This is a genomic window from Acinetobacter sp. ANC 5414 (assembly GCF_013004295.1).
Taxonomy (GTDB): domain Bacteria; phylum Pseudomonadota; class Gammaproteobacteria; order Pseudomonadales; family Moraxellaceae; genus Acinetobacter.
The window spans coordinates 1-25,734 of the sequence record NZ_JABERM010000014.1; the positions used below are offsets into that span (position 1 = coordinate 1).

General features: G+C 38.7%; 24 protein-coding genes and 1 pseudogene. 15 read left to right on the forward strand and 10 right to left on the reverse strand.

Translation table 11 applies throughout. The annotated features are described in order from the left end of the window. The first annotated feature begins 343 nt into the window (after positions 1–343). The 4 genes and pseudogenes from HLH18_RS09435 to HLH18_RS09450 all read left to right on the forward strand — a co-directional run bounded on the left by HLH18_RS09435 (position 344) and on the right by HLH18_RS09450 (position 5,195). Complete coding sequence (locus HLH18_RS09435; protein WP_171546620.1) at positions 344–1,261, forward strand: hypothetical protein; 918 nt, start codon at positions 344–346, stop codon at positions 1,259–1,261. Between the two features lie 125 nt (positions 1,262–1,386). Beyond that, positions 1,387–1,584, forward strand: a pseudogene (locus tag HLH18_RS09440) (LysR family transcriptional regulator); the annotation flags it as partial. 465 nt (positions 1,585–2,049) lie between these two features. After that, positions 2,050–4,254, forward strand: a complete 2,205-nt coding sequence (locus HLH18_RS09445; RefSeq protein WP_171546621.1) for an OsmC domain/YcaO domain-containing protein — start codon at positions 2,050–2,052, stop codon at positions 4,252–4,254. Positions 4,255–4,970: 716 nt separating this feature from the next. After that, positions 4,971–5,195 (forward strand): hypothetical protein, encoded by a 225-nt coding sequence (locus tag HLH18_RS09450; protein ID WP_171546622.1) that lies wholly within the window; start codon positions 4,971–4,973, stop codon positions 5,193–5,195. A gap of 73 nt (positions 5,196–5,268) precedes the next feature. On the opposite strand, the gene bioB is transcribed toward HLH18_RS09450, so the two are convergent. Both bioB and queG read right to left on the reverse strand, forming a co-directional pair. Then, on the reverse strand, positions 5,269–6,258 hold the full coding sequence (bioB, locus tag HLH18_RS09455) for a biotin synthase BioB (protein WP_171546623.1): 990 nt from the start codon (positions 6,256–6,258) through the stop codon (positions 5,269–5,271). Between the two features lie 284 nt (positions 6,259–6,542). After that, complete coding sequence (gene queG / locus HLH18_RS09460; RefSeq protein ID WP_171546624.1) at positions 6,543–7,655, reverse strand: tRNA epoxyqueuosine(34) reductase QueG; 1,113 nt, start codon at positions 7,653–7,655, stop codon at positions 6,543–6,545. Positions 7,656–7,678: 23 nt separating this feature from the next. Here queG and HLH18_RS09465 point away from each other — a divergent pair, with 23 nt between their 5' ends. The 3 genes from HLH18_RS09465 to HLH18_RS09475 are packed head-to-tail and all read left to right on the forward strand — an operon-like array spanning position 7,679 to position 9,806. Then, entirely contained in the window at positions 7,679–9,166 is a 1,488-nt protein-coding gene (locus HLH18_RS09465; protein ID WP_171546625.1) for an NAD(P)H-hydrate dehydratase, read from the forward strand. Then, entirely contained in the window at positions 9,159–9,434 is a 276-nt protein-coding gene (locus tag HLH18_RS09470) for an acylphosphatase (RefSeq protein WP_171546626.1), read from the forward strand. The genes HLH18_RS09465 and HLH18_RS09470 overlap by 8 nt, the downstream gene beginning before the upstream one ends. A gap of 36 nt (positions 9,435–9,470) precedes the next feature. After that, positions 9,471–9,806, forward strand: a complete 336-nt coding sequence (locus HLH18_RS09475; RefSeq protein ID WP_171546627.1) for a hypothetical protein — start codon at positions 9,471–9,473, stop codon at positions 9,804–9,806. Between the two features lie 9 nt (positions 9,807–9,815). Here the strand turns inward: HLH18_RS09475 and ruvC are convergent, their stop codons facing one another. Beyond that, complete coding sequence (ruvC, locus tag HLH18_RS09480) at positions 9,816–10,361, reverse strand: crossover junction endodeoxyribonuclease RuvC (RefSeq protein ID WP_171546628.1); 546 nt, start codon at positions 10,359–10,361, stop codon at positions 9,816–9,818. 122 nt (positions 10,362–10,483) lie between these two features. On the opposite strand from ruvC, the gene HLH18_RS09485 reads away from it, so the two are divergent. Together HLH18_RS09485 and HLH18_RS09490 are read left to right on the forward strand one after the other, a co-directional pair. Then, positions 10,484–11,065 (forward strand): FxsA family protein, encoded by a 582-nt coding sequence (locus HLH18_RS09485; protein ID WP_171546629.1) that lies wholly within the window; start codon positions 10,484–10,486, stop codon positions 11,063–11,065. A 144-nt stretch (positions 11,066–11,209) separates the two neighbouring features. Beyond that, positions 11,210–11,848 (forward strand): LysE family transporter, encoded by a 639-nt coding sequence (locus tag HLH18_RS09490; RefSeq protein ID WP_171546630.1) that lies wholly within the window; start codon positions 11,210–11,212, stop codon positions 11,846–11,848. On the opposite strand, the gene HLH18_RS09495 is transcribed toward HLH18_RS09490, so the two are convergent. Next, on the reverse strand, positions 11,845–12,033 hold the full coding sequence (locus tag HLH18_RS09495; RefSeq protein WP_171546631.1) for a hypothetical protein: 189 nt from the start codon (positions 12,031–12,033) through the stop codon (positions 11,845–11,847). The two genes, HLH18_RS09490 and HLH18_RS09495, sit on opposite strands and share 4 nt — an antisense overlap. A gap of 321 nt (positions 12,034–12,354) precedes the next feature. On the opposite strand from HLH18_RS09495, the gene HLH18_RS09500 reads away from it, so the two are divergent. Then, a complete protein-coding gene (locus HLH18_RS09500) occupies positions 12,355–12,600 on the forward strand; it encodes a hypothetical protein (protein WP_131291767.1) in 246 nt (81 codons plus the stop codon). A gap of 50 nt (positions 12,601–12,650) precedes the next feature. Here the strand turns inward: HLH18_RS09500 and metK are convergent, their stop codons facing one another. Continuing rightward, on the reverse strand, positions 12,651–13,817 hold the full coding sequence (metK, locus tag HLH18_RS09505; RefSeq protein ID WP_171546632.1) for a methionine adenosyltransferase: 1,167 nt from the start codon (positions 13,815–13,817) through the stop codon (positions 12,651–12,653). 848 nt (positions 13,818–14,665) lie between these two features. Between metK and tkt the strand changes: the two genes are divergently transcribed. The 3 genes from tkt (at position 14,666) to HLH18_RS09520 (ending at position 18,051) form a co-directional block, all read left to right on the forward strand. Next, complete coding sequence (gene tkt / locus HLH18_RS09510; RefSeq protein WP_171546633.1) at positions 14,666–16,654, forward strand: transketolase; 1,989 nt, start codon at positions 14,666–14,668, stop codon at positions 16,652–16,654. 164 nt (positions 16,655–16,818) lie between these two features. After that, complete coding sequence (locus HLH18_RS09515) at positions 16,819–17,034, forward strand: hypothetical protein (protein WP_131291760.1); 216 nt, start codon at positions 16,819–16,821, stop codon at positions 17,032–17,034. A gap of 432 nt (positions 17,035–17,466) precedes the next feature. Then, entirely contained in the window at positions 17,467–18,051 is a 585-nt protein-coding gene (locus tag HLH18_RS09520; protein WP_171546634.1) for a YceI family protein, read from the forward strand. A gap of 69 nt (positions 18,052–18,120) precedes the next feature. Here the strand turns inward: HLH18_RS09520 and HLH18_RS09525 are convergent, their stop codons facing one another. The 3 genes from HLH18_RS09525 to exaC all read right to left on the reverse strand — a co-directional run bounded on the left by HLH18_RS09525 (position 18,121) and on the right by exaC (position 21,192). After that, complete coding sequence (locus HLH18_RS09525; RefSeq protein ID WP_250852401.1) at positions 18,121–18,753, reverse strand: LysE family transporter; 633 nt, start codon at positions 18,751–18,753, stop codon at positions 18,121–18,123. Between the two features lie 58 nt (positions 18,754–18,811). Next, on the reverse strand, positions 18,812–19,531 hold the full coding sequence (locus HLH18_RS09530) for a glutamine amidotransferase (RefSeq protein ID WP_171546635.1): 720 nt from the start codon (positions 19,529–19,531) through the stop codon (positions 18,812–18,814). A gap of 149 nt (positions 19,532–19,680) precedes the next feature. After that, the gene (gene exaC / locus HLH18_RS09535; RefSeq protein WP_131289695.1) at positions 19,681–21,192 is read right to left on the reverse strand and encodes an acetaldehyde dehydrogenase ExaC; all 1,512 of its coding nucleotides are present in this window, start codon (positions 21,190–21,192) and stop codon (positions 19,681–19,683) included. A 203-nt stretch (positions 21,193–21,395) separates the two neighbouring features. Between exaC and HLH18_RS09540 the strand changes: the two genes are divergently transcribed. Beyond that, on the forward strand, positions 21,396–22,577 hold the full coding sequence (locus tag HLH18_RS09540; RefSeq protein ID WP_171546636.1) for a sigma-54-dependent transcriptional regulator family protein: 1,182 nt from the start codon (positions 21,396–21,398) through the stop codon (positions 22,575–22,577). 23 nt (positions 22,578–22,600) lie between these two features. Here HLH18_RS09540 and HLH18_RS09545 read toward each other — a convergent pair whose 3' ends face one another. Both HLH18_RS09545 and mdh read right to left on the reverse strand, forming a co-directional pair. Beyond that, complete coding sequence (locus tag HLH18_RS09545; protein WP_171546637.1) at positions 22,601–23,569, reverse strand: alpha/beta hydrolase; 969 nt, start codon at positions 23,567–23,569, stop codon at positions 22,601–22,603. A gap of 184 nt (positions 23,570–23,753) precedes the next feature. Next, entirely contained in the window at positions 23,754–24,926 is a 1,173-nt protein-coding gene (gene mdh, locus HLH18_RS09550) for an iron-dependent methanol dehydrogenase (protein WP_171546638.1), read from the reverse strand. 454 nt (positions 24,927–25,380) lie between these two features. On the opposite strand from mdh, the gene HLH18_RS09555 reads away from it, so the two are divergent. Continuing rightward, complete coding sequence (locus HLH18_RS09555) at positions 25,381–25,665, forward strand: hypothetical protein (protein WP_171546639.1); 285 nt, start codon at positions 25,381–25,383, stop codon at positions 25,663–25,665. Positions 25,666–25,734 lie beyond the last annotated feature (69 nt).

A 25,734-nucleotide genomic window follows, 5' to 3' on the forward strand; every position in this document is an offset into this window, starting at 1 on the left:
TTGTTCAGTGTCTATAAAAGTGTCTAAGGCCATAAACATAATGTCCATTTATAATAAATAATGGACACTATCGGGATATTGAGCAGATAAGAAAAGTGGGGTTCAGCGGACGCTTACTGTTTTAATCGAATTAGGTGTGAATATAATTACTTATAATGATTTGATGTTCAGGTATTCATTATTTTTGATAAAGAAATATTAAATTAGATTGTCAATACTATTAATTATAGGATTTTTTTTACTAAATTGTTTTAATTTATTGTGCTTAATTTTATACTAGGTATTTCTATATTATTAATTAAAAAGGTGAAATTTGAAATCTAAATATATTTTAAGTGTATTTATGCTTGCAATTATTAGTGGTTGTACTAAACCATCAAATGATTCTAATAATACAAAAGTTTATGATGATACAGTCTCTGAAAAATTCAACGATAAAGTTGAGCCAAATATAGAGTTTAATTATCCAGAACTAGTTGCTAAAGATCCAAGTATCCCCCACCTTTCTAAATTTCATGATATTAATTCAAGAGATAAAAGAATGTCTTTGGTTTATTGGAATTTAGCTAATACAGCTGATAAAGATTTAGATTTTTCACAAGAGCAAATTCTGGCTATATTTGTACCAGAAATATATGAAGTACATAGTCCTTTTGAAAAAGAAAAAATTCTTCAAGAGTTTAAAAATAATCTTCCAGAAATAGAGAAAAAAGTTAACTTTTATGAAAATAAGAATTATATAACAGTTCCTTTTGATTCATATAATCTGACAAGAACCTCAGAAGATGTCTTTGGTGAAATTAATACTGTATATGAATATGATACTATAAAAAAAGGATTTAGTGGGATATGTCTTAGAGAGTTTACTTCTGCAGGATTTTCTCCAAAATTTAATACGTTTACGAATATAGATATGCATTTCAAGTATAAGTATAATAAAGAAGATGAAAGGTCATTATGTTTTATGCCAATGGATAATAAATTGAAAGCAGAAGAAATATATAATGCAGATCAGAATACAGCATTAAGAGTTGATGGTAAGGCCTTTGTAAAAATTTCGAGTAGAACAGATAAAAATAATAAGGATTTAGATTCGGATGGTTTTCCATTTATGCCAAAAACACAAGTAATAGGAGAGATTGTGGCTTTAGAGTTGTTTTTAAGAAAAAATAGGGACGATGAAGGAAATTTTATTGAGGATGTTGATAAACAAACTATTTTGCATCATACAATTGTTACATCATCAAAATTTTATAAATAAAGCTAGAAAAATTTCATAAATTTTTATAATGAAATAAGAAAAATGTGGAAAAGATCATAAAAAAATAGCACTTTGTAGTGCTATTTTTTATTTACTAACTTTTTAATTAACTACCGCATTATAGGAGTAGTTCTGAACTATTGGTTACCTTACCTTCACGTGCAGCGAAAGTATATGAACGTAACAGTGATGTAAATATTTTTGAGTTACCTTTTGCGGTTAAACCCTTTAATGTCAGTGTCAATTGGTATAATCATCATGATGATTTGGAGGCACGCTCTTGGTTTATCCAAACCTTACAAAATATTTTTCGCTGTTTATAAGGCGATTTTAAATTACAGCTTAAAAGAACAAGGGGTTTTATGTCTTAAATCCTTCCATCACTGCATGAGCAATTAATTCGATAAAACTTTCAGTCTTTCCGAAAACCATCCGATGTACAAGTCTCTATATGCGAATCAGTCCAAAAGATGGTAAGTCTTGGTAATAAAAATAATCCTGCTAAGTGAACAGGCTTAGGAGCTAATCGAAATCTTTGTCTAAGTTGTTCTTGTTTTAAGCATTTTTTATAAATAGTCTGTAAAGATAGACAAAAGTTATCAATCTGACCAAATCCCTCTATAATATCGCCCATCATTACACGTGTTAGTCGTTCGATGTCGTCATCAAACGGATGATGCGAGTTACTCTCTTTTTTAAGTCAATTTCTTTTCCGTGATTCGGCTTATGTTTCAATATTTAGAATCTTATGGGTCCGTAGGGATACATAAGAATAGTTAGGTGCCAGCATGGAAATCAAGGTCAATTATCTCGACAACCTTCGACAAGAAGCCAAGTTCGATGATTTTACGGTAATTGCCGACCAACCAATTCGTTATAAAGGTGATGGTTCAGCACCAGGACCATTCGATTATTTTCTTGCATCTTCTGCCTTATGTGCCGCCTACTTTGTAAAGGTGTATTGTGCAGCGCGTGATATCCCGACCGATAATATTCGTCTGTCGCAAAACAACATCGTAGATCCAGAAAACCGCTACAAACAAATTTTTAAAATTCAGGTGGAATTACCGGCGGACATTTCAGAAAAAGACCGTCAAGGTATTTTGCGTTCGATCGACCGTTGTACGGTTAAAAAAGTGATCCAAACGGGTCCTGAATTTATCATCGAAGAAGTGGAAAGCATTGATGCTGATGCACAAGCTTTATTGATGCCAAGTTTAGCCTCTGAAAGCAGTACCTTTATTCCCGGTAAAGATCTGCCATTAGAAGAAACCATTGCCAATATGTCAGGCATTTTGGCTGGTCTCGGCATGAAGATTGAAATTGCATCATGGCGTAACATCGTGCCGAACGTATGGTCTTTACATGTTCGTGATGCGCAATCACCAATGTGCTTTACCAACGGTAAAGGTTCAACCAAAGAAAGCGCTTTGGCCTCGGCATTGGGGGAGTTCATTGAACGTCTCAACTGTAACTTCTTCTACAACGATCAGTTTTGGGGTGAAGACATTGCCAATGCTGAATTTGTACATTACCCAGATGAAAAATGGTTTAAGCCGGGTCCACAAGGTGAATTACCAAAAGAAATTTTGGATGAATATACTTTAGAGATTTACAATCCTGAAGATGAGCTCCTCGGTACGCATTTGTACGACACCAACTCGGGCAATACTGAGCGCGGAATCTGTTCATTGCCATTCGTGCGTCAGTCCGATGATGAAGTGGTTTATTTTCCATCGAACCTGATTGAAAACTTGTACTTAAGTAACGGCATGAGTGCCGGTAATACTTTGGCCGAAGCACAAGTACAGTGTTTGTCTGAAATTTTTGAACGTGCGGTGAAACGTGAAATTTTAGAAGGTGAGATTGCACTTCCCGATGTGCCGGAAGATGTATTGGCGAAATATCCAGGCATTGTGGCGGGCATTAAAGGACTGGAAGAGCAAGGTTTCCCTGTACTTGTAAAAGATGCTTCATTGGGCGGTCAATTCCCAGTGATGTGCGTGACCTTAATGAATCCACGTACTGGCGGTGTCTTTGCTTCTTTCGGTGCACATCCAAAATTAGAAGTAGCTTTAGAACGTAGTTTGACTGAGCTATTGCAAGGCCGTAGTTTTGAAGGTCTGAATGATCTACCAAAACCAACCTTTAGCAGCAATGCCGTCACTGAACCGAATAACTTCGTAGAGCACTTTATCGATTCAAGTGGTCTGGTATCTTGGCGTTTCTTTAGCTCAAAATCTGATTATGAATTTGTTGAATGGGATTTTACTTCTGAGGGCGAAAATGCCAATGCGGAAGAAGCGGCAATCATGTTCGGTATTCTCGAAGAGATGGGCAAAGAAGTCTATATGGCTGTGTATCAGCATTTAGATGCAACTGCTTGCCGTATCTTGGTGCCGGGCTATTCGGAAATTTATCTGGTTGAAGATCTGATTTGGGACAATACCAATAAAGCACTTCAGTTCCGCGAAGACATTTTAAATATCCATCGTTTGGATGATGAACAGCTAGAAGCCTTGGTTGAGCGTTTAGAAGAGTGTGAATCTGATGATTACACCGATATCGTGACCTTAATTGGGATTGAATTTGATGACAATACCGTTTGGGGACAGCTCACTATTCTGGAACTTAAGCTCCTTATTTATATTGCCTTACAGCAATTTGAAGAAGCGAAAGATTTAGTTGAACAATTCCTGCAATACAATACCAATACGGTTGAACGCGGTTTATTCTACCAATGCTTAAATGTCGTTCTGGAAGTTGAACTCGATGACGACATGGATTTGGATGATTATGAAACCAATTTCCGTCGTATGTTTGGTGATGAACGGATGGATGCCGTGATTGGTTCTATGGATGGCAGTATCCGCTTCCATGGTTTAACTGAAACCAGTATCAAACTGGATGGCTTAGACCGTCATTTACGTCTGATCGACAGCTATAAAAAGCTCCATGCAGCACGCAAGAAGTTTGTAGCTGTATCAGGATAGAAATTATGCAGGTGGGAGCAATTACGAATATTATCGAGTTGCTCCTATGTTGTTGATATGAAATGTATTTAAAAAGTGCTATTTTCTATTCTAAGTATTTGCATACCAGCAATAAGCCGAATGACTCAAATCATTCGGCTTATTTTTTGGCATTTGCCAACATAATATTTTAAATACAATGAGGTAGAAAATACTTCTTGTCTGTGTTGGCCAGCCAGACATTAAACCTCATCAGCCTTTTTGTTTATCGGATTTTTTAATGACCTTATTTAACCGAGTATTAAAAGTAAGTCATTATTTAAAAAGAGTATTAATTCTAGCTTTATTTTTGTCATTTGATCTAAAAATTGTTGCTACATTATTTGAATTATCCCGAAAATGTGGTAATAAATAGGAGTGATGTTTTTTTAGTCACATTGTGGTTTCAGGATGAAATGTATTTTAAAAAAAACTGAATTTTAAAAAACAATCAAAAAGGAGTTTAGGAATGCTTCAATTGCTTATGAAATTATTTTGTTTACATGTTTATGAATATGAGCACATGGAAGAAATTGGGGAAAGTCATAAGGAATGCAGAAAGTGTGGCGTTAATAAGCCACTTTAATTGAATTCTCTTTATAACAAAGAAGTGAGCTTTATGCTCACTTCTTTGTTTTTAGATCAAAATTAGTAATAATTGATAAGTAAAACTTTTTACTTAGGCAAGGCTAAGGCCAATGAATAAAGATTTTAAAGCACAAACGTATATTGTAGATGAGCATCTGGAAGATACATTAATATGGTTGTGTCATCATCAAGACAGTTTTGACTCATTCACTTATGATGCGATTGCTCAAGAATTGGCGGTGCATCATGCCAATGGTATGGACATCATTCGGGTGGGGGATTATCTGAATTCGAGTTATGGGATTTTAATTACTGCACATAACTTTGCAGAGTAATGTTGCAGAATAATTTTTCCGAATAAAAAAAGCCCAAAGTGGGCTTTTTTTATGGACATTTCAAATCAATAGCTTAACTTACCATTGCATCTACAGATAACTCTTTAACTGTCGGTTTGGCCTTTTCTGCAACCAAGCCCAACTTATCAAATAATTGTCTGTCTTTACCTTCGCCCGCATTTGGGGTGGTCAAAAGTTTTTCACCCGAGAACAATGAGTTTGCACCCGCCATGAAAGCCAAGGCCTGATCCGAATCGGATAGAGACTCGCGACCTGCAGAAAGACGAATATAGCTCTTAGGCATAATAATTCGTGCCACAGCAATGGTACGAATCCATTCCGTGATATCAAGTTTTTCTACATCTGCAAGCGGAGTACCTTCAATCGGGACGAGCATGTTGATGGGTACAGATTCAGGATGAATGGGTAATGTTGCAAGTTCGTACAAAAGACCAATCCGATCTTTACTGTTTTCACCTAAACCAACAATCCCACCACTACAGACTTTCATACCTGCTTGACGGACATGATCCAAAGTATTTAAACGATCATCATAAGAGCGTGTGGTAATTACATTGGGATAATATTCGCGAGAGGTGTCGAGGTTATGGTTGTAATAGTCTAAACCCGCTTCACTCAGGCGTTCGGCTTGCGATTGATTGAGCATACCCAAAGTCATACAGGTTTCTAAGCCCAGTGCTTTCACTTCGCTGACCATTTCCAATACATAAGGCATGTCGCGTTCATGCGGATTACGCCAAGCAGCCCCCATACAGAAACGTGAAGAACCTGAAGCAAGCGCTTCTTTGGCTTCTTGAATCACTTTATCGACAGCAATACGTTTTTCAGCTTCAAGTTTTGAGTCATAACGCGCTGACTGTGAGCAATACTTGCAATCTTCAGGGCATTTACCGGTTTTAATTGAAAGCAATGTGCTGACTTGAATCGTATTTGGATCGAAGTGTTCACGATGAATGCGTTGTGCCTCAAAAACTAAATCCAAAAAAGGCTGATTATATAAAGCCTGAATTTCTTCACGTGTCCAGTCATTACGTACATTCATTGGTGAAAATCCATAATCATCATTATTTATTATTTTTTATCATACCTAATTTATGTGAAATCAAAAGGCATAAAAAGCCAAATTTGATGGTATCTATCGATTAATTTGAAATCAATTTGATAATTATAAGATTGTATATTTAGTTACAAAGTAACTTGAATTGCTGTAAATATAGTTGCAAAGTTTTTTATGATATTTTTTATTTTGCACTGAACTGGACGCTAATTTTTTTATAAGGCTGAAACTTTGCACATATCTAGAAAAGTGGAATTTAAGAAAATATCTTACAATAAGTTAAGTCCTTGATTAGATTTAGTCACTTGTTCCTGAATCGCCCAATCAATATGGACTTGCACAATCTGATCATGCGAATCACGCGTTTGCTTTAAAGTTTCAATTATTTCATGAGAAAATGGTGCATTTCCTAAACCAATCGCAATATTTCGCATAAAACTTTGATAACCGGTACGCCGTATTGGACTGCCTTCAGTATTGGCTAAAAAGGTCGGTTCATCCCAATGCCATAAATCCAGTAAGTTGATCTGATCCAAACCATGTCGTGGATTAAAATCTTCAATCGTGGCTTTCTTGGCAAAACTATTCCATGGACAAATCAGCTGGCAATCATCACAGCCAAAAACCCGATTTCCAATCCCACGACGTAATTCTTCAGCAATGATGCCTTTATATTCAATAGTTAAATAAGCAATGCATTTACGTGCATCGAGCATATAAGGTTCAACAATGGCTTGGGTTGGACAAATGTCGATACATGCTGTGCAAGAGCCACAATGCTTGGTTGCAGGGGAGTCAAAGGGCAAATCAAGCGAGGTAAAGAGTTCACCCAAAACAAAAAAGGAACCTGATTTCTTTTGAATTAATAAAGTATGCTTTCCTGTCCAGCCCATACCGGCATTTTCTGCCAAAGATTTTTCAAATACCGGTGCCGAGTCAGCAAAAGGGCGTGATTCAAAATCACCCACTTTTTCACGAATTATAGTGGCTAAAGTTTTTAAACGACCACGCATGGTTTTATGGTAATCGCGACCACGGGCATAGCGCGCAATGATGGCTGCATTGGGTTCATCTGGTACATAACGCGGTTTAGGCGTTTCCACCAGATAATTCATTCGTACGCAAATAATGCTTTTGGTGCCGGGAACCAGCAAAGTGGGATCAGCGCGTTTTTCTAAATTTTCTTCCAGAAACTTCATATCGCCATGATAACCGCGCTTTAAATATTCTTGAAAACGTGGCAATTCTTCTTGAGCATCTGGTTTGGCAATGACACAATCACTGAAGCCTAATTGCAAAGCTTGAGCTTTAATCCACGCTTTTAGCGCTTCAGGATCAGTTTGATCTAAAGGTATTTTCTGTGACGGTGTGGATGTTGCCATAATTTAATAAGAAGGGAAGAACAATGCGTCAGCAAGTTTATCATAGCCCAGTTTATCATAGCCAAAGTATTCAAGCATGGGAGCAACGCTGGTTTGCCAAGCAAAACAGTTCTTATGGCATGATGCAGCAAGTCGCCTGGATGATTGCGCAGTGCTTAGTTCCCATTTTCCAGCAACATCAAATAAAAAAAATCGCGGTGTGTTGTGGGCAAGGCAATAATGCAGGTGATGGATATTTAACCGCTAAATATTTAAAACAAGCTGGTTTTAATGTCGAGATTTATGCCGCCGAATTAGGCGTTTCAAAAGATTTATATAGTGCCTATCAAGAAGCGGTAGCTGCAGAACTAAAAATTCATTCAGGTTTTGAATTTCAAAAACAATATGACTGTTATATTGATGCTTTGTTTGGCATAGGTTTAAACCGTGAATTAGATTCGGATTGGCAACAGATTATTCAAAGCATCAATGTTCAATCCGCTTTGAAAATTGCCATTGATGTTCCAAGTGGTTTACAGGCCAATAGTGGTCAGCCTTTACCTTGTGCGATCAAAGCCGATTACACCTATTCGGCTTTAGGTTTAAAAGCAGGATTATTTACTGGACAAGGCAAAGAATTTGCAGGGCAAGTTGATGTCGTTTCGCTGATTCCTACCGATACAGAATTAGAACCGATTGCCAAACTTTCCGCAACGAAGATTTCACTTCCGCAACGCGAAGCTTTTGGGAATAAGGGCAGTTATGGTCATGTACTCATTATCGGTGGACATGCGGATATGGGCGGTGCGGTCATGATGGCTGCCGAATCTGCCTTTAGTGCGGGTGCGGGGAAAGTCACCATTGTCTGTCATGAGAAACATCACACTGCGATTTTGGCACGCTCACCGAATATTATGCTCCGTGATATCAATGCCTTGACCGAAGCAGAGATTCAGCAATTATTAGATCATGTCGATGCGGTCAGTTTTGGTATGGGTTTAGGACGTGATACGTGGTCAGAACAACAATTTTTCAAATGGTTCCCAAAGCTCAATACAGCTGAACATTTACATGTGGTGCTCGATGCCGACGCTTTATGGTTTTTAGCTGGACATCCTGAATTATTAAAACCCGATAGTTATGCGACACCCCATCCGGGTGAAGCGGCAAAACTTCTAAATTGTTCTGTGAAAGATATTGAGAATGATCGAATTGCAGCGATTCATCAACTGCAAAAAAAATATGCCGGACAATGGGTGCTTAAAGGTGCAGGCAGTTTGATTTTGCAAGATCAGCTCTGGATTTGCACAAAAGGCAATGCTGGGATGGGAACGGGCGGCATGGGGGATGTGCTGGCAGGCATGGTTGCCAGTTTAAAAGCACAATTTTCTGAGCAAATCCATTTGCATGAAATTGTCACATTACATGCTTTGGCAGGGGATTGGTTGGCGACAAAAGGGATGCGTGGTTTGCAGGCTCATCATATGCATGAAGCGATTTATCATGTGGTCAATGGGAGTCATGATGAATAAAGCCATCAAATTAATCATTCATGGCAAAGTGCAAGGTGTGGGCTACCGCCGCTGGTTTGAACAGCATGCTTTAGAATTAGAGCTTAAAGGCTATGTAAAAAATCTGGATAGTGGTGAAGTTGAGGCAGTCATTGTGGGTACTGAAAATCAGCTCCATACAATAATCGAACGCAGTTATATTGGTCCATCACGTGCCGAAGTTTCAAAGATTATTCAAATTGAATTTGATCAAGCACAGGATTTTATTGCATTTAAAATGTTGCGATAAATATGACTTGGATAAAAACAAAAATATAAGGGGGAAATGATGGAAAAATATCTGGTTGTGGCGATTGTGATTGCAATTTGCATTGTTATGGTGATTTACACACAACGTGGTGAGAGTTCAAGTTGCTCAGGCAATGCGTCATTTAAAGACATTGTGCAAAAAGAATTCATGAAATATAAAGTGATTGAAAGGAATCAAACCATTATGATTTGCGAAATGAATCATCGCAATGAACCTGATGAACTGGTTTTGATCCGGATTGATCCCAATCAGAAAAAGAATATAAGAAACTTCGGCCGGAGAGTCACTTTTACTTATCCTAAGCAACCCTCTATTGGTGAAATGCGTAAAGATTTCGCGCCGTATCTGTAAATATTCTACTTATCTTCTTCTACTGCTGGTACGGCTACGACCGCGTGCCATACCGCCAAGTGCATTGAGTACTGCCATTTTACTCATACTGCCTGATGCGTGTGCATGGCAAATTGCAGCGGCTAAAGCATCGGCGGCATCTTGTTGCGGTTTAATGCTTAAATTTAAAATACGCATCACCATCATCTGGACTTGTTCTTTATCTGCCGCACCATAGCCAACCACGGATTGTTTAATTTGTCGTGCTGTATATTCGGCCACTTGTAAATCCAGATTCACCAATGCGGCAATGGCAGCACCACGAGCTTGACCAAGCTTTAGCGCAGAGTCGGGGTTTTGTGCCATAAAGACTTGTTCGACTGCCGCTTCGGTAGGACCATGAAATTTTACAATACGTTCCACACCTGCAAAAATGCGTTTTAAGCGTTCCGGCATTTCCGGGGTTTCGGTACGAATGGTGCCTGCATCTACAAAAGTCAATTTTTGCCCATCTTTTTCGATAATACCGTAGCCTGTCATACGAGAACCCGGATCGATACCAATAATTAATGACATATAAAGACTTTAAAAATAAAATAATGCCCATATTGTTACATAAGCGTATCAAAAAAGCTTGATCGTGATTAAGCACTTGAATATTGCACCCTATTTATTTTGTTGAGATTTGATTAATTTTTATGAAATTATTTCTTATTGTTTTAGCTGGCTTAATCCTTGAAGTCTTTGTCTGGATTGGCGTGGGTGACCTCGTCGGCAGTATGTGGTACGTATTTTTCTGGTTTGTTGCTGCCTTCCTTATGGGTATGAATCTGATTCGTAAATATTCAGCAGGTTTGATGCCGCAAATGCAGCAAATGCAAATGGGACAAATGAGTGGAGATCCTGCCTTAACAGGGAATCTGCCAAAAATTTTGGCAGGTTTTTTCTTGCTGATTCCAGGTTTAATCACTGATGTCTTGGCCGTGCTGATTTTGATTCCAGCCGTTCAAAATGTGTTTAAAAATGCCATGATGAAAACCATGGCAAAACGTCAGCAAGCCATGATGGAAAAAATGATGGGAGGCATGATGGGCGATATGAATGGCATGGGCGGGGGTGCTCAAGGTCAAAACCCATTTGCAGATATCATGCGTCAAATGCAGGACATGCAACAGCAGCAAGGCGGTTCACCGCGTCATGACTCTAGTGTAATTGATGGCGAAGCGCGCGAAGTGATGCCAGATGCGAAAAAAATTGAAATGAAAGATGTGAATAAATAAGTTTATTGATCTGTATTTTTTAAGCCGAATCATCAGGATTCGGCTTTTTTATTAGCTCTAAATTGGTATTGAAATCAGATGGCAAGACATGCAAAAAATTGAGCAAACGATATAATACGTTTTTTTAAAATCTGCTCTATTTCTATGTCATTGCTTTTGACCATTTGTGCACTGCATTTTGTTGCACAGCTTAGCCCCGGGCCGGATGTTTTACTGATTGCTAAAAGTTCGGCATCGACTTCAAGGGCGAATACATTAAAAATTATTTTCGGTATTTCAGTCGGTATTGTGGTTTGGGTGGTACTGACCTTACTTGGCTTTACTGTGCTGATAGAACAATTTCCATGGATCCAACAAGTTTTAATGTTAATTGGTGGAGTATTTTTGGCTCGTATGGGTTGGGCAATGTTGAATGATGGTTTAAAAACCCTAAAGCAAGAAATAAATCTGGATGATGGTCAACAACCCACTGTACCAGATTCTAAAAACCATTTTTTATTGGGCTTGTTTACCAATTTATCCAATCCTAAAACCCTGATTTATTTTAGTAGCGTTTTTTCCTTAGCCTTGAGTTCATCCGCATCGACCCATTTAAAAACTCAGCTTGCAGTGATTATTCCACTCCAAACCTTTTTGGTCTTTGTTTTGTTCATGCTGATTATGTCGATGCCAAAAATCAAAGCGGCTTATCAGCGTTCAGGGAGTTATATCGATATTATTTCGGGGGGATTGTTCCTGATTTTTGCAATCTGGTTATGGGTTGATGCATTAGCGATGCTTTAGTCTTTTTTTACTGAATCATCAGTGAGTGGTGTAGATGGGGGAATAGCAGTACGTACGTCCTCATTTTTTTCGCCTTGAGAATAGCGATTGGGTTTTAAGGTTGCTTCAGTATTTTCTGAACCTTTATAGCTGCGGCTACGGTTGGCTCGTTCGCGTAAGCCACCTTTTTTAATCAGTTGAACCATCATACACTCCAGATCATTGCCTGCTATTTTAGCTAAAAACATGAGCAAGATGTGGATCTTAAACGCACCGATTTAATTTTTGACTAATTCCATCTTTGTTACAAAGAATGTCTTTGTAATTGGATTGAATATGTTAATTTTAATATAAATAACTGTTTTATATGATTAATTTTATAAATTATTTTTTGGTCTATATTACTTGTTGAAAATAGTCTTGTATTACGTTAAAGACTCACATAAGATTTTATTGATATTACCTTCCACCAAAAAAATAGGGTGGAAATATAAAAACAAGAATGTGCGTAATGTAGGAGCATAGCTATGCTATATCAATATCATTGTGCCTGTTGTGATCAGGTCGTTGAATCAACCCATCATAAAGAATGCACAAATTGCGGTTCACATAATATTAGAAGTCCGTATGGATTCTGGATTTTTTGTGTTTTAACCTGCCTTGCAGCAGTCATAATCTTTAAAATTGTTCATGTCTATTTACAGGATCATCAAGAAACGCCTGTGCAAATTTCATTATTAGAAGTTCTACAAAAGGCAGATAAGACGAAATAATGATTTTTACGTAATAAAAAGCCCACAGATGTGGGCTTTTTATGAAAAAATTACAGTCCGGCAGAGGCTTTAAGCGCTTCCACTTTGTCTGTCTTTTCCCAAGTAAATGCAGTGTCTGAACCTTCACGACCAAAGTGACCATAAGCCGCAGTTTGCTTATACATCGGTTGAATCAAGTCCAACATGCGGGTAATGCCATACGGACGCAAGTCGAAGTGTTCACGAACCAATTGAATGATCAATTCTTCAGGCACTTTTGCTGTATTGAAGGTATTAATTGAAATAGAAGTTGGCTCAGCCACACCAATGGCATAAGACACCTGAATTTCACATTTATCCGCAAGACCAGCAGCAACAATATTTTTCGCTACATAACGACCTGCATAAGCAGCAGAACGGTCAACTTTAGATGGATCTTTACCAGAGAAAGCACCACCACCATGACGTGCCATACCACCGTAAGTATCTACAATGATTTTACGACCAGTTAAACCACAGTCACCTACAGGGCCACCAATCACAAACATCCCGGTTGGGTTGATGTGGAATTTAGTGTCTGCATGGAACATTTCAGCAGGAATCACTTTCTTCACGATTTCTTCAATCACAGCTTCTTTAAGATTTGCTTGTGAAATTTCAGGATCGTGTTGGGTCGACAATACCACCGCGTCTAAACGAACAGGCATGCCATTTTCATAAGCAAAAGTCACCTGACTTTTCGCATCTGGACGTAACCAAGGTAAACGGCCATTACGGCGTAGTTCAGCCTGTTTTTCCATTAAGCGATGTGCATAAGAAATAGGAGCAGGCATTAAAACGTCAGTTTCACGGCTTGCATAACCAAACATCAAGCCTTGGTCGCCCGCACCCTGATCTTCAGGTTTTTGACGGTCAACACCTTGAGCAATCTCAGGAGACTGTTTACCAATCATGTTGATGACAGCACAGGTTGAACCATCAAAACCAAGGTCGGAATGGTGATAACCAATTCCATTTACGGTTTGACGTACAATTGCTTCGAAGTCAACATTTGCAGTTGTTGTGATTTCACCGGCAAGTACTACCGCACCCGTTTTTACAAGCGTTTCACAAGCAACCCGTGCATATGGGTCTTCTTTTAAGATTGCATCCAAAATAGCGTCACTGATTTGGTCAGCCATTTTATCCGGATGGCCTTCGCTTACAGATTCCGAGGTAAATACAGCGTACTCGCGCATAAGTCCTATCACAGTTAATTTTAAAGACCCGATATGTTACATCGAGTTAGACTTTTGGACTAGTTCTACACGACTAAAATGACTGAAATTATTTCAATTTCACGATTTTTTAATTGATATATGCATCTAAAAAACTGATAAGCAGAAGAAAATCGGCTTTAAAGCTGGAATTTCCGATATGAAAATTTTTGGGGCGCACATATTTAATCAGCCAGTCAAAGCGTATCTGCTGGGGCTTTAAATATTATTGTTAAGATTGCTTACTAAAATTTATATATAAAAATAATGTTAATTATCAATAATTTAATTTAAATAAATTGTATTTAATGATTGTTTTTAGATCAGTCTATTAACCCTTTATAAGTACTAAGAGCAATACTAAAACATCAATTTAAAATAAGTATATTTTTCATTAAATATTTCCAAAGATGAATTTTATTCAACTCTTATGTTTATTGATTATTAATTGATCAATTTCATTTAATAAAACTTTACTGACACCCTCAGGTGATGGAAATTTATCCATAAATAGGTAAATGAAAAAAATGACTCCTTTGATAAGTGAAATGTTTGAATAATGTTCTGATTAAAAAAATGCAGCTGAGTTATCGTTGAAATATTATTTATGAGTTTTAAATTAAATAAATCACTGCTTTTACTTAGCCGTTAAATGCTTAAAATCGATGTGAAATTGAACTCTGCCTGCATTTAAATATGTCTAGTCACGAATAAATGTTGAAATGTTGGCTATTAGGCTTTACCCCTTGCTGTTTTTTTAAGACAATATAGCCAGCTTTGAATTTTCCTATTCATCATCTTCTTTAAACGATTTAGTTGGACTCTGACCTATGACAACCCCGCTTAACGAACGTCGTATTGCAAATGCAATTCGTGTATTGGCAATGGATGCTGTGCAAAAAGCAAATTCAGGACATCCAGGTGCTCCAATGGGGATGGCAGATATCGCTGATGTAGTATGGCGCGAATTTTTAAATCATAACCCAACAAATCCACAATGGGCCAACCGTGACCGTTTCGTATTGTCGAACGGCCATGGTTCAATGCTTCAATATGCATTATTGCATTTAACCGGTTATGACCTTTCAATTGCGGATCTTCAACAATTCCGTCAATTACATTCTAAAACGCCAGGTCACCCGGAATTGGGTTATGCACCAGGTATTGAAACCACAACTGGTCCATTAGGTCAGGGTATTGCTAATGCTGTTGGTTTTGCTTTGGCAGAAAAAATTTTAGCAGCTCAATTCAACAAAGACGACATTAAAGTTGTTGACCATTTCACTTACTGTTTCCTCGGTGATGGTTGCTTAATGGAAGGTGTTTCACATGAAGCATGTTCATTGGCCGGTACTTTAGGTCTGGGTAAGTTGATTGCTTATTATGACGACAACGGTATTTCAATTGATGGTGAAGTTGAAGGCTGGTTCTCTGACGATACAGCACAACGTTTCCATGCGTATGGCTGGCAAGTGATTAAAGTTGATGGGCATGATTCTGATGCAATCCGTCAAGCCACTTTAGATGCAAAAGCTGAAACGGCTAAACCAACGTTAATCATCTGTAAGACAGTGATTGGTTTAGGTTCACCAAACAAACAGGGTAAAGAAGATTGCCACGGTGCACCGTTAGGTAATGACGAAATTGCATTGACGCGTGAAGCTTTAGGCTGGAAAGAAGAAGCATTTGTTATTCCTGCAGACGTATATACTGCTTGGGATGCCAAAGACAAAGGTGCTAAATCTGAAGCTGCTTGGAATGAAGTATTTGCTGCCTACGCTGCTAAATACCCAACTGAAGCTGCTGAGCTTAAACGTCGTATCTCAGGTGATTTACCTGCTGACTTCGTTGCAAATGCAGATGCATATATTGCTGAAGTGAATGCAAAAGGTGAAACTGTTGCGACGCGTAAAGCAAGCCAAAATGCACTTCAAGCATTTGGTCCGTTACTTCCTGAAATTCTAGGCGGTTCTGCGGATCTTGCAGGTTCTAACCTGACACTTTGGAAAGGTTGTGAAGGCGTTCAGGACAATCCTGCCGGTAACTACGTTCACTACGGTGTACGTGAATTCGGTATGACTGCAATTGCCAATGGTGTTGCACTTCACGGTGGTTTTATCCCTTACGTAGCAACATTCTTGATGTTTATGGAATATGCACGTAATGCTGTACGTATGTCTGCATTGATGAAACAACGTGTGATTCATGTTTATACGCATGACTCAATTGGTTTGGGTGAAGATGGTCCTACACATCAACCTGTAGAACAAATTGCATCTTTACGTGGCACGCCAAACTTAAACACTTGGCGTCCATGTGACACCGTCGAAGCAGCAATTTCTTGGAAATCTGCACTTTTACGTTCTGAAGGTCCAACAGCATTGATCTTCTCTCGTCAAAACTTGCCATTCCAAGCGCGTACTGATGCTCAAATTGCTGATGTTGCCAAAGGTGCTTATGTATTGGCTGAAGAAAAAGGCGAATTAAAAGCAATTATCATTGCAACAGGTTCTGAAGTATCTCTTGCAATGGAAGCGTATGCACAACTTGAAGGTGTACGTGTTGTTTCTATGCCATGTGCTGAGGAATTCGTCAAACAGGATGCGGCTTATCGTGAAGCGGTTCTTCCATCTCATATCCGTGCTCGTGTAGCTGTTGAAGCTGCGCATGTGGATTACTGGTGGAAATTTGTAGGTCTTGATGGCCGTGTGATCGGTATGATGACTTATGGCGAATCTGCACCTGCAAAAGACTTATACCAATACTTCGGTATTACCACTGATGCTGTCGTTGCTGCTGTAAAAGAAATTACTGCTTAATTTTAAAAGATTAATTTAGTTAAAAACGCCCCCATAGGGGGCGTTTTTATTTTGATAAATTTTAACGATATTGTTCTAGTAGTTTTTACGAATAAGTATATAGTGATGCCATTCATTGAGTATTCATTTTGAGATGGCATTTATTCAGCATAAGTGAGGAAAATATGAGCCTTTATAATCAGATTAGTGATGAAATCACTTTAATGGAACCGGGCGAGCAAAAGTGGATCGGTCAGGATCTGCCTTTAGAAAGTATGATGGCTGTGGTATTAATGTTGAAAGAGCTGGACGAAGAGAAAGTCATTAAAGTTCGCCGTCAAAATCGTGAAAAGCACACCGGTTTAAAACAAATCGATCGTGTCTTGGTTGAGAAGTTATAAAAGATTAAGCATCTTTAAAAGCCCCACATGGGGCTTTAATTGTTTTAGTGATGTAGTGAAAATCTTTGATCATTTTTAAATCGTTCATCAGTTTAAATTGAAATAGATCAAGTCAGTCAATTGTAAGCAGGGCAGCATGATCCACTTCTTTCCATATAAAGCCCATTGACTGTGTGTTTTTTGTATTAAATGATTCGAAAATTATTAAAAAATAATTAAAATCATGCACTGAGATAGAATAATAAAAGTTGATTAAAAAATAATTGATTATATTTATCAAATATTTAGTATCAATATGTTGATATTGATACCAGATTGATCTGCAAAGCCAAGGGATTGTTCTATTCTTGCAACATATCGTTTTATCTATACCAGTGAATTAAGATAAGAAACCTATAGACTAACAACCATTCCAAAGCGAGATAAGAACACATGAATTTTAAAGCAATAACTTTAGGTTTAGCGGTTGCATCAGTTGCAACTTTGTCATTGGCAAAACCCGTTGCTTACCAAATTGATCCAACCCATTCGGCAACAGTTTTCTCGTGGAGCCACTTTGGTTTCTCTACACCATCTGCGAACTTTTCTGACATTCAAGGTATCATTAACGTCGATAATGAAAAGCCTGCAAACTCGTCTGTAAATGTTAACATTCCAGTATCAAGCATCAATACCAATGTAAAAGCATTGGATGAGCATATTCAAACTGCAGAATTCTTTGATGTTGCCAAATATCCGAACATCACTTTTAAAAGTACCAAAGTTCAGGCTTTAGGTAAAAACAAATACAGAATCACTGGTAATTTAACCGTGAAAGATGTGACTAAACCTGTGGTACTTGATGCAGTATTAAATAAACAAGCCGTGCATCCAATGACTAAACTGCAAACTGTTGGTTTCAATGCAACCACTTCATTTAACCGTTCAGCCTTTGGTGTTGGCGGCTATGTTCCAAATGTGGGCGACAAGGTTACTGTAAATATCACCACTGAAGCGTCTGTTCCTGCGAAAAAATAAGCCTAAAATGCGCTAAATAAAAAGCACCATCAATGGTGCTTTTTATTTGTTTAAATTATTTTAGATGCGTTAATCACGGTTTAAGATCAGCAGGCAGCCAAAACTGATAAAAATCCCGCCGGTAATGCCGTCAATTTTCTTGCTGAATTTTTGATAATAATGATTAATTTTTGCTGCAGAAAAAACCAGAGCAACAGCAGAAAACCACATCAGACTTTCGATAAAAACCAGCGCTAGCAAGGAACTTTGCTCGAAAATACTGACATTTGTACTAATCGCGATGGAAAAAATGCTGCTGAAATAGATGAGTGCCTTGGGGTTAGCCATATTGGTCAGAAAACCTTGAATTAACAGTGTGCTGTGTGATTTTTTCGGCAGAATTTCATTCTGGTTTTTTGAGATAGACGTCAGATTTTTATTGAAAGCAGATTTCAGCAATTGGATCCCTAAATAAAGCAGGTATAGGCCGCCTAAAATCATCAGCACCTGCTGCAGCCAGGCAATTTTCTGAAATAAAAAATGCAGCCCGCTGATCGTACAAATTGACCAGACTAAAATGCTCAGTGAAATACTTAAGGCAGCAAAGAGGGCGTGCGATCTTGACTGACGAATTGCACTTTGAGTAACGAAGAAAAAATCTGGACCTGGACTGATCAATGCAAAAAAATGAATTACCGCAATACTGATTAAAGGTGTCATCATCAGAGACTGATATAAATGAATGACACCCTTATAAATGAATTAAATCATAAATTAAAGTTTATTTTCTCATCACTTGCTTCATATAGTTTCGTAAAATTTCGGTAGCACCCGTTTCTAAAGACATGGCATATTTTTCATTGTCCGCACGTAAAGCAGGAATATTAATTTCAGCTTTACGCAGTTCACAGGTATGGCCAATGAGCCATTTTTCCATGCTCTCTGCTGCAACTTCAATATGAAATTGCAAAGCCAGAATATTTTTGCCCACCGAAAAAGCCTGATTCGGGTAAATTTCAGAGCTGGCCAATAATTCAGCCTGTTCAGGCAAATCAAAAGTATCACCATGCCAGTGTAGTACAGGTGTATCTATCAATGCTGAAAGCAGGTTGTTTTCAGTATCGGAAATACTGAGTTTGCTCCAGCCTATTTCCTTCTGATGTCCAGCATAGACTTTTGCACCTAAAGCATGTGCAATCAGTTGAGCACCTAAACAGATACCCAGGGTAGGTAAATTTTCTTCTAAACGAACTTTTAGTAAGTCAATTTCTTGTTGTAAGAAAGGGTAGTCATCCGTTTCATAGACACCAATCGGTCCGCCTAAAATAATGGTTAAACCTTGGTGTTGAAATGCTTTTGTTAAGTCATCCACACCAGCTTCAAAATAACGTACTCGAAAGCCGAGTTGATAAAATACATCCTCCATGACACCTAAGTCTTCAAAGGCAAGATGTTGAATGGCGTAAATAGTGTCGGGGAAATCTGGAGATGCTGTAGTCATACTATTTTTCAAGATATCTGGAATAAGAGAAATTTAGCCCGAATTTGAAGAAAAATGAAGGTTTCAAGCGAAATGATTTGGTTAATGATTTGCAATAAAGAAAAAAGCGAACCGAAGTTCGCTTTTTTATGCTTTATACATATACGTTTTTAGAAGAAGCCCATTGGTTTGGTTGCATAGCTTACTAACAAGTTTTTGGTTTGTTGGTAATGATCCAGCATCATCTTGTGGTTTTCACGTCCAATGCCTGATTTTTTATAACCGCCGAATGCCGCATGCGCAGGATAGATGTGGTAACAGTTGGTCCATACACGACCGGCCTGAATTGCACGACCGGCACGGTAAGAGGTATGTGCGGAACGTGACCAGACACCTGCACCTAAACCGTAAATGGTATCGTTGGCGATTTTAATTGCATCATCAAAGTCTTTAAAGGTGGCAACAGCAAGTACAGGTCCAAAAATTTCTTCCTGGAAAGTTCTCATGTCATTGGTACCTTTGAAAATGGTCGGTTCGATATAGAAACCTTGCCCCACTTCATGACGTTCACCACCACCTGTCAATATTTCAGCACCTTCTGCACGACCTGTGGCGATACAGCCTAAAATTTTATCTTGTTGCTCTTGTGATGCCTGAGCGCCAATCATGGTGTCGGTATCTAAGGGATGACCGGTCTTAATTCGTTTTACCCGTTCGATCGCAAGTTCCAGAAATTGATCAGCAATGCTTTCCTGAACCAAGGCACGTGATGGACAAGTACAGATTTCCCCCTGATTCAGGGCAAACATAGTAAAGCCTTCCAGCGCTTTTTCTAAATAGTCATCTTGCTGAGCCATGACATCTTCAAAGAAAAGATTCGGTGATTTACCACCCAGTTCAAGGGTTACCGGAATAATGTTCTCGGTCGCATATTGCATAATTTGCTGACCGACCGCTGTTGAACCGGTAAATGCGATTTTGGCGATACGTGGATTGGTTGCGAGTGGACGACCCACTTCAATACCATAACCATTGACAATATTTAATACGCCTTCAGGCAGCAGGTCTTGAATCAGTTCAACCAACACCAAAATACTGACCGGAGTTTGTTCTGCAGGTTTAAGCACAATACAGTTACCTGCAGCCAATGCAGGTGCCAATTTCCACGTTGCCATCAAAATCGGGAAGTTCCAGGGAATAATTTGCCCGACCACACCTAAAGGCTCATGGAAATGGTAGGCAATGGTATCTTCATCAATTTCTGAAATACCGCCTTCCTGCGCACGGATACAACCCGCAAAATAGCGGAAATGGTCAATTGCCAGAGGAATATCGGCAGCCAGGGTTTCACGTACCGGTTTACCGTTATCCCAGGTTTCAGCGACAGCCAAAAGCTCTAAATTAGCTTCTAAACGGTCTGCAATTTTTAACAGAATATTCGAGCGGGTAGTGGGAGAGGACTTGTTCCATTGTGCTTTGGCTTTATGCGCTGCATCCAGTGCCAGCTCAATATCTTCAACACTTGAGCGTGGAACCTTGGTAAATGCTTTACCGTCGACAGGAGAAATATTGTCAAAGTATTCACCCTTCACTGGGGCTACCCATTGACCGCCAATAAAGTTTTCATATTGGGCTTTAAACTGAACTTTTGAACCAGGTTGATTAGGATCGGCATAACGCATATAAATTTTCCTTTGCTTATTTTAGTGTTTTAAACCGTATCTACAGCTTTGGTATAAGGTACTTTTGCACATTATTTGATTAGCATACATGGAATAAGGTTGGAAAAAGGTTGGATACAAGAAGGTTTACAATCTTTTCAATCAGGCTTACAAGAATAGCTATTACAGTGGATGTAAATCATGAATTGTTGTGAGAATAAGGAATGATGAATAAGCAACATTTGATGCAAAAAAGACAGAAAATTGAGCAGTTTAGGCAAAGTAGCAGTCTTTCTCCCTTGCATGCAGAACAGTTAGGACAAAGTATTGTAAGTTCGTGGCAACGCTCGACATCTGCTGAAATTCCCTCAGATCGTGCAGCTGCGCCATTGGTTCATTTACAAAAAGAAACTTATCCTTCTGCTCTAGAACATGCCTTGCAACATTGTGCACAAGATTTAAAGCATATTGCCGAGCAATCCTCAATGGTACTGGCTGTAGGAGATATTGGCAGTACCATCATTTGGACAGCATCGAGTCCACAAATGCAAAGGGCAGCAGAAAGTGTGCATTTTATTGAAGGCGGGCAGTGGCGCGAGGAACTGGTTGGCACCAATGCTCTGGCTCTGTCTTTAAAAACCCAACAATCGAGTTGTGTATTTTCCAATGAACATTACATGTCTTCTATTCATGATTGGGTCTGTTATGCAGCCCCGATTATTGATCCCTATTCAAAACAGGTTTTAGGCGTAATTGACCTATCTACAACTTGGCAAAAACATAACAGTTTAGGATTACTTGCAGCGGAGCGCTGTGCCTCGATTATTCAATCCGCATTACTGGAATATCAAAAACAGCGATTGTTTATTCGTGCCTTTTCCGTACCGCAAGTGATGTTTAATGGCAAAGTTTTGGTGCTTACACCACGTCAAATCGAAATTTTGACCATTTTAGCGCTGTGTCCGCAAGGTTTAAGTTTAGATAGTTTGCATCAGGCATTATATGGTGAACGAAAAGTCAGCATCGGCACGTTAAAAGCGGAAATGTCACAATTGCGCGATATTTTGGGCGGCATGTTGGGATCCAGACCCTATAAATTATTAGCGCATGTTGAAGCTGATTTTTTACTGACAGAGCAATCTTTAGATGCCGGATATATCGATTCTGCGTTAAAACTGTGTAGCGGCGTGTTTCTGGCAAAAACCGAAAGTCCTTTTTTATGTGCCTGGCGTGATTGTCTGGAATCACGTTTAAGTGATGCCATTTTTAAAGCCAATGAAACGGATGTTTTGCTTAAACATGTGGCGCGTTTTCCTGAAGCGATTGATGCCGTGGAACGTTTGATTGAGCTGATGCCGAAAACGCATCCCGTGCATCAAACCTTACTCAAATTTAAAGATAATTAACGCTGATATTGTAGTAATGACGGCTATAAGCCTTTTTGCTTGAGCCATGCAAAGAGCTGATGATAGACATGCTCGCGCACAGATTTTTCAGATAAAATCAGATCATGTACGCCATTTTTTATTTCACTGATGGTGACATCCCCGTTAATTTTCCTGGCATATTTATCAATATGTTTTACATTTAAAATTACATCACTGGTTTGCATATATTTATGCCATTTTTTGGGATTTTTACTTTGATCTGAATGCATCACTAAGGCAGGGACTTTCAAGGTCACACCTTGATGAATTTCCTTTTGCGCTTCAAAAATTGCCCGGACAAAACTCAAACGAACCCAGGGATAAGTTGTTTTTTTCCATTCAAGGTTAAAATACCATTCTCCTTTTAAGTTTTTGTGCAAACTGGTCACATACCATTTATTCAGTTCACTGGGGAATTCTAAATCCGGACAAATTTTACCTACACGACTTAAATTGGGCAGACCCAGTTTTTTCTTGATCGGGTTCATGTTGAAGTCATAAAAGGGACTATTGACCCACAGTGCTTTAATTAAAGGATGATCCGGATGATGTGCCGCATATAAAGTTGTGGTTAATCCGCCTGTTGAATGTCCGCTCAGTAAAATAGCATCGTGACCTTCTGCGCCAATAATGTCTAAAGTCTGGGTGATTTCAGCATCGTATTCAGCAATTTCACGTACGTTATAAAATTTTTGATGTGGAAGATGGGAACGCCCGTATTTACGTAAGTCGAGTGCGTAAAAGTTAAAACCATGTTGATTAAACTGTTCCGCCATTTCAGTTTGAAAAAAATAATCGATAAAACCATGAATATATAAAACAGCTTTGCTGGTTGGTTGCTCCGCTTTTTTGCGCACCAATGTTGCTGTAACTTGACCTTCATAATCATCTGGGAAATTTAAGGTGGCCTGTTCATAGCCTGAACCTAAGATATCCAGTTGATAAAGCGGTTCAATTATCTGTTTTGTCATTGTTGTGCTCATTTGGAATGATCAATTTTCTTTTATCCTTCATGATGAGCAGTCATTTGTCAAATTGCTTTAAGTTCAATAATAAAAAAAGGCAAGCTAAGTTCCCAGTTCTTCAATGAAATGGAAACTTAGCTTGCCAAAAATGTAAGTCAAAGAGTTGGGGGAGAAGACTTACATTGAGGTTTTACATAGCCGCTTTGAATATATCAACCACTTGTGCATGGGTGGCTTTGCGTGGGTTGGTCAGCATGCAGGCATCTTTTTGTGCATTTTCAGACATGATGGCCAAGTCTGCTTCTTTCACACCCAGTTCACTTAAGCCAGATGGAATACCGATTGCGGCTGAAAGCTGGCGAATGGCATTGATAGCTTCAAAAGCTGCTTCAGTGACCGTTAAACCTTCAGTATTGATTCCCATCAATTGTGCAATTTTGGCATAGCGATCCGGGCAGGCAATCAGGTTAAATTCGCATACATGCGGGAGCAAAATGGCATTACATACGCCATGCGGCAAGTTGTAGAATCCACCGAGTTGATGTGCCATGGCATGGACATACCCTAAAGAAGCGTTGTTAAAAGCCATGCCGGCAAGGTACTGTGCATAGCTCATTGCATCACGCGCTTCCAGATTTTCACCATTGGCAACCGCCGGGCTGAGCCATTCGCTAATCATGCTAATGGCTTTTTCTGCACAGGCATCAGTAATAGGATTAGCTGCAGTAGAAACATAAGCTTCAACTGCATGGGTTAAGGCATCCATACCTGTTGCTGCGGTTAAACCAGCGGGTTTGGCAATCATCAGTTTAGGATCATCAATCGCAATCAGTGGAGTACATCGCCAGTCCACAATCGCCATTTTTACATGCGTGTCGGTATTGGTAATAATACAGAAGCGCGTCATTTCAGAAGCCGTACCTGCCGTGGTATTGATGGCAATCAGTGGCGTCATTGGTACTGAGCTTTTATCAATGCCTTCATAATCACGAATATGACCACCGCCAGCTGTCACCAAGCCAATCCCTTTGGCGCAATCATGCGATGAACCGCCGCCTAAAGATACGATGAAATCACAGCCATTGTCGTTATAGGCTTGTACGCCGTTATGGACATTAATATCGGTTGGATTAGGTTCTGCACCCGGGAAGATATGGCTGTCGACACCAGCCTCTTTTAAATAAGCTGAAATGGTATCTGCGACACCGAATTTAAAAAGACCGGCATCAGTCACAATCAGTGCTTTTTTAGCACCTAAATCTTGTGCCTTTGCGCCAATTTCTTTGGCACAGCCCGGACCAAAAAGAGAAACACAGGGAATATAAAAACCGTTCGTTTGATCTGCAATATTTTTAAAAGCCATGGTGCGATTCCTTCTACCATTGGTATGTTGTTATCGGTGACCCTCACCGTAAATTGAGTATCAAAGGAACAGGAGAGAAATCCTACCTACCAAACACCTACCATTTCACGTTATTGAATTTTTATGGTTTTTTAAATGGTTTGAGGTACGTATTAAAGGTGAGTATTAAACAAGCATTTAAAAATCATTTTTAATGCAAATAAATTGGATAAGCAGAAGGATTGTTACTGCTAAAAAGATGTAAATCAGGTTTAAGGTGAGAATTTTTGAATGAATGGATAGCGATGAAGGCATTGTTTTTTATTAAATTATAGTTTTCTATTTGGTAAATAAACTATTTTTTATTTAATAAATGATCAATATTCTTAAAAAATACTTGATCATATTGATGCGAGTAAATTATAGTCAACTTATATGATTTTTATATTAAATTCCTAAGGATGGGGGAAGTTTAATGAAAGTCGAACATGCGAATGAAGCAACATTATTATTACATGCAATACATAAAATTTTACTCAAAGAATGGGATCCTTTAGGGATTCGTAGCATCCGATCCATGTCTGATGAATATGAAGATTATTTACCTAGACTGTTTATGATGATTTGCGAGAATGCAGATGAATCAGAGATTTTTGAATATTTGTGGCGGATCGAAAATAAAGTCATGGAACAAAAGGGAAACCGACCACACACCTTAAGAATTGCAAGTTTACTTAAAGAGCTACAAAGCAAAAATTAACGTTGTTATCCAAGTTTACGATCCAATAAAAATATAAGTTGTTGCAGAATAGTTGAAAAATAAATGTAT

Excerpts from the sequence above, each read along its gene's own strand:
- HLH18_RS09470 (WP_171546626.1), top strand. The coding sequence starts at position 9,159 with ATGAATAAAGCCATCAAATTAATCATTCATGGCAAAGTGCAAGGTGTG.
- HLH18_RS09495 (WP_171546631.1), bottom strand. The coding sequence starts at position 12,033 with ATGGTTCAACTGATTAAAAAAGGTGGCTTACGCGAACGAGCCAACCGT.
- HLH18_RS09515 (WP_131291760.1), top strand. The coding sequence starts at position 16,819 with ATGAGCCTTTATAATCAGATTAGTGATGAAATCACTTTAATGGAACCG.
- HLH18_RS09475 (WP_171546627.1), top strand. The coding sequence starts at position 9,471 with ATGATGGAAAAATATCTGGTTGTGGCGATTGTGATTGCAATTTGCATT.
- bioB (WP_171546623.1), bottom strand. The coding sequence starts at position 6,258 with ATGAATGTACGTAATGACTGGACACGTGAAGAAATTCAGGCTTTATAT.
- HLH18_RS09485 (WP_171546629.1), top strand. The coding sequence starts at position 10,484 with ATGAAATTATTTCTTATTGTTTTAGCTGGCTTAATCCTTGAAGTCTTT.
- HLH18_RS09465 (WP_171546625.1), top strand. The coding sequence starts at position 7,679 with ATGCGTCAGCAAGTTTATCATAGCCCAGTTTATCATAGCCAAAGTATT.
- tkt (WP_171546633.1), top strand. The coding sequence starts at position 14,666 with ATGACAACCCCGCTTAACGAACGTCGTATTGCAAATGCAATTCGTGTA.
- HLH18_RS09545 (WP_171546637.1), bottom strand. The coding sequence starts at position 23,569 with ATGACAAAACAGATAATTGAACCGCTTTATCAACTGGATATCTTAGGT.
- HLH18_RS09525 (WP_250852401.1), bottom strand. The coding sequence starts at position 18,753 with ATGATGACACCTTTAATCAGTATTGCGGTAATTCATTTTTTTGCATTG.
- queG (WP_171546624.1), bottom strand. The coding sequence starts at position 7,655 with ATGGCAACATCCACACCGTCACAGAAAATACCTTTAGATCAAACTGAT.
- HLH18_RS09435 (WP_171546620.1), top strand. The coding sequence starts at position 344 with ATGCTTGCAATTATTAGTGGTTGTACTAAACCATCAAATGATTCTAAT.
- HLH18_RS09540 (WP_171546636.1), top strand. The coding sequence starts at position 21,396 with ATGATGAATAAGCAACATTTGATGCAAAAAAGACAGAAAATTGAGCAG.
- exaC (WP_131289695.1), bottom strand. The coding sequence starts at position 21,192 with ATGCGTTATGCCGATCCTAATCAACCTGGTTCAAAAGTTCAGTTTAAA.
- mdh (WP_171546638.1), bottom strand. The coding sequence starts at position 24,926 with ATGGCTTTTAAAAATATTGCAGATCAAACGAACGGTTTTTATATTCCC.
- metK (WP_171546632.1), bottom strand. The coding sequence starts at position 13,817 with ATGCGCGAGTACGCTGTATTTACCTCGGAATCTGTAAGCGAAGGCCAT.
- HLH18_RS09555 (WP_171546639.1), top strand. The coding sequence starts at position 25,381 with ATGAAAGTCGAACATGCGAATGAAGCAACATTATTATTACATGCAATA.
- HLH18_RS09445 (WP_171546621.1), top strand. The coding sequence starts at position 2,050 with ATGGAAATCAAGGTCAATTATCTCGACAACCTTCGACAAGAAGCCAAG.
- HLH18_RS09520 (WP_171546634.1), top strand. The coding sequence starts at position 17,467 with ATGAATTTTAAAGCAATAACTTTAGGTTTAGCGGTTGCATCAGTTGCA.
- ruvC (WP_171546628.1), bottom strand. The coding sequence starts at position 10,361 with ATGTCATTAATTATTGGTATCGATCCGGGTTCTCGTATGACAGGCTAC.
- HLH18_RS09490 (WP_171546630.1), top strand. The coding sequence starts at position 11,210 with ATGTCATTGCTTTTGACCATTTGTGCACTGCATTTTGTTGCACAGCTT.
- HLH18_RS09450 (WP_171546622.1), top strand. The coding sequence starts at position 4,971 with ATGAATAAAGATTTTAAAGCACAAACGTATATTGTAGATGAGCATCTG.
- HLH18_RS09530 (WP_171546635.1), bottom strand. The coding sequence starts at position 19,531 with ATGACTACAGCATCTCCAGATTTCCCCGACACTATTTACGCCATTCAA.
- HLH18_RS09500 (WP_131291767.1), top strand. The coding sequence starts at position 12,355 with ATGCTATATCAATATCATTGTGCCTGTTGTGATCAGGTCGTTGAATCA.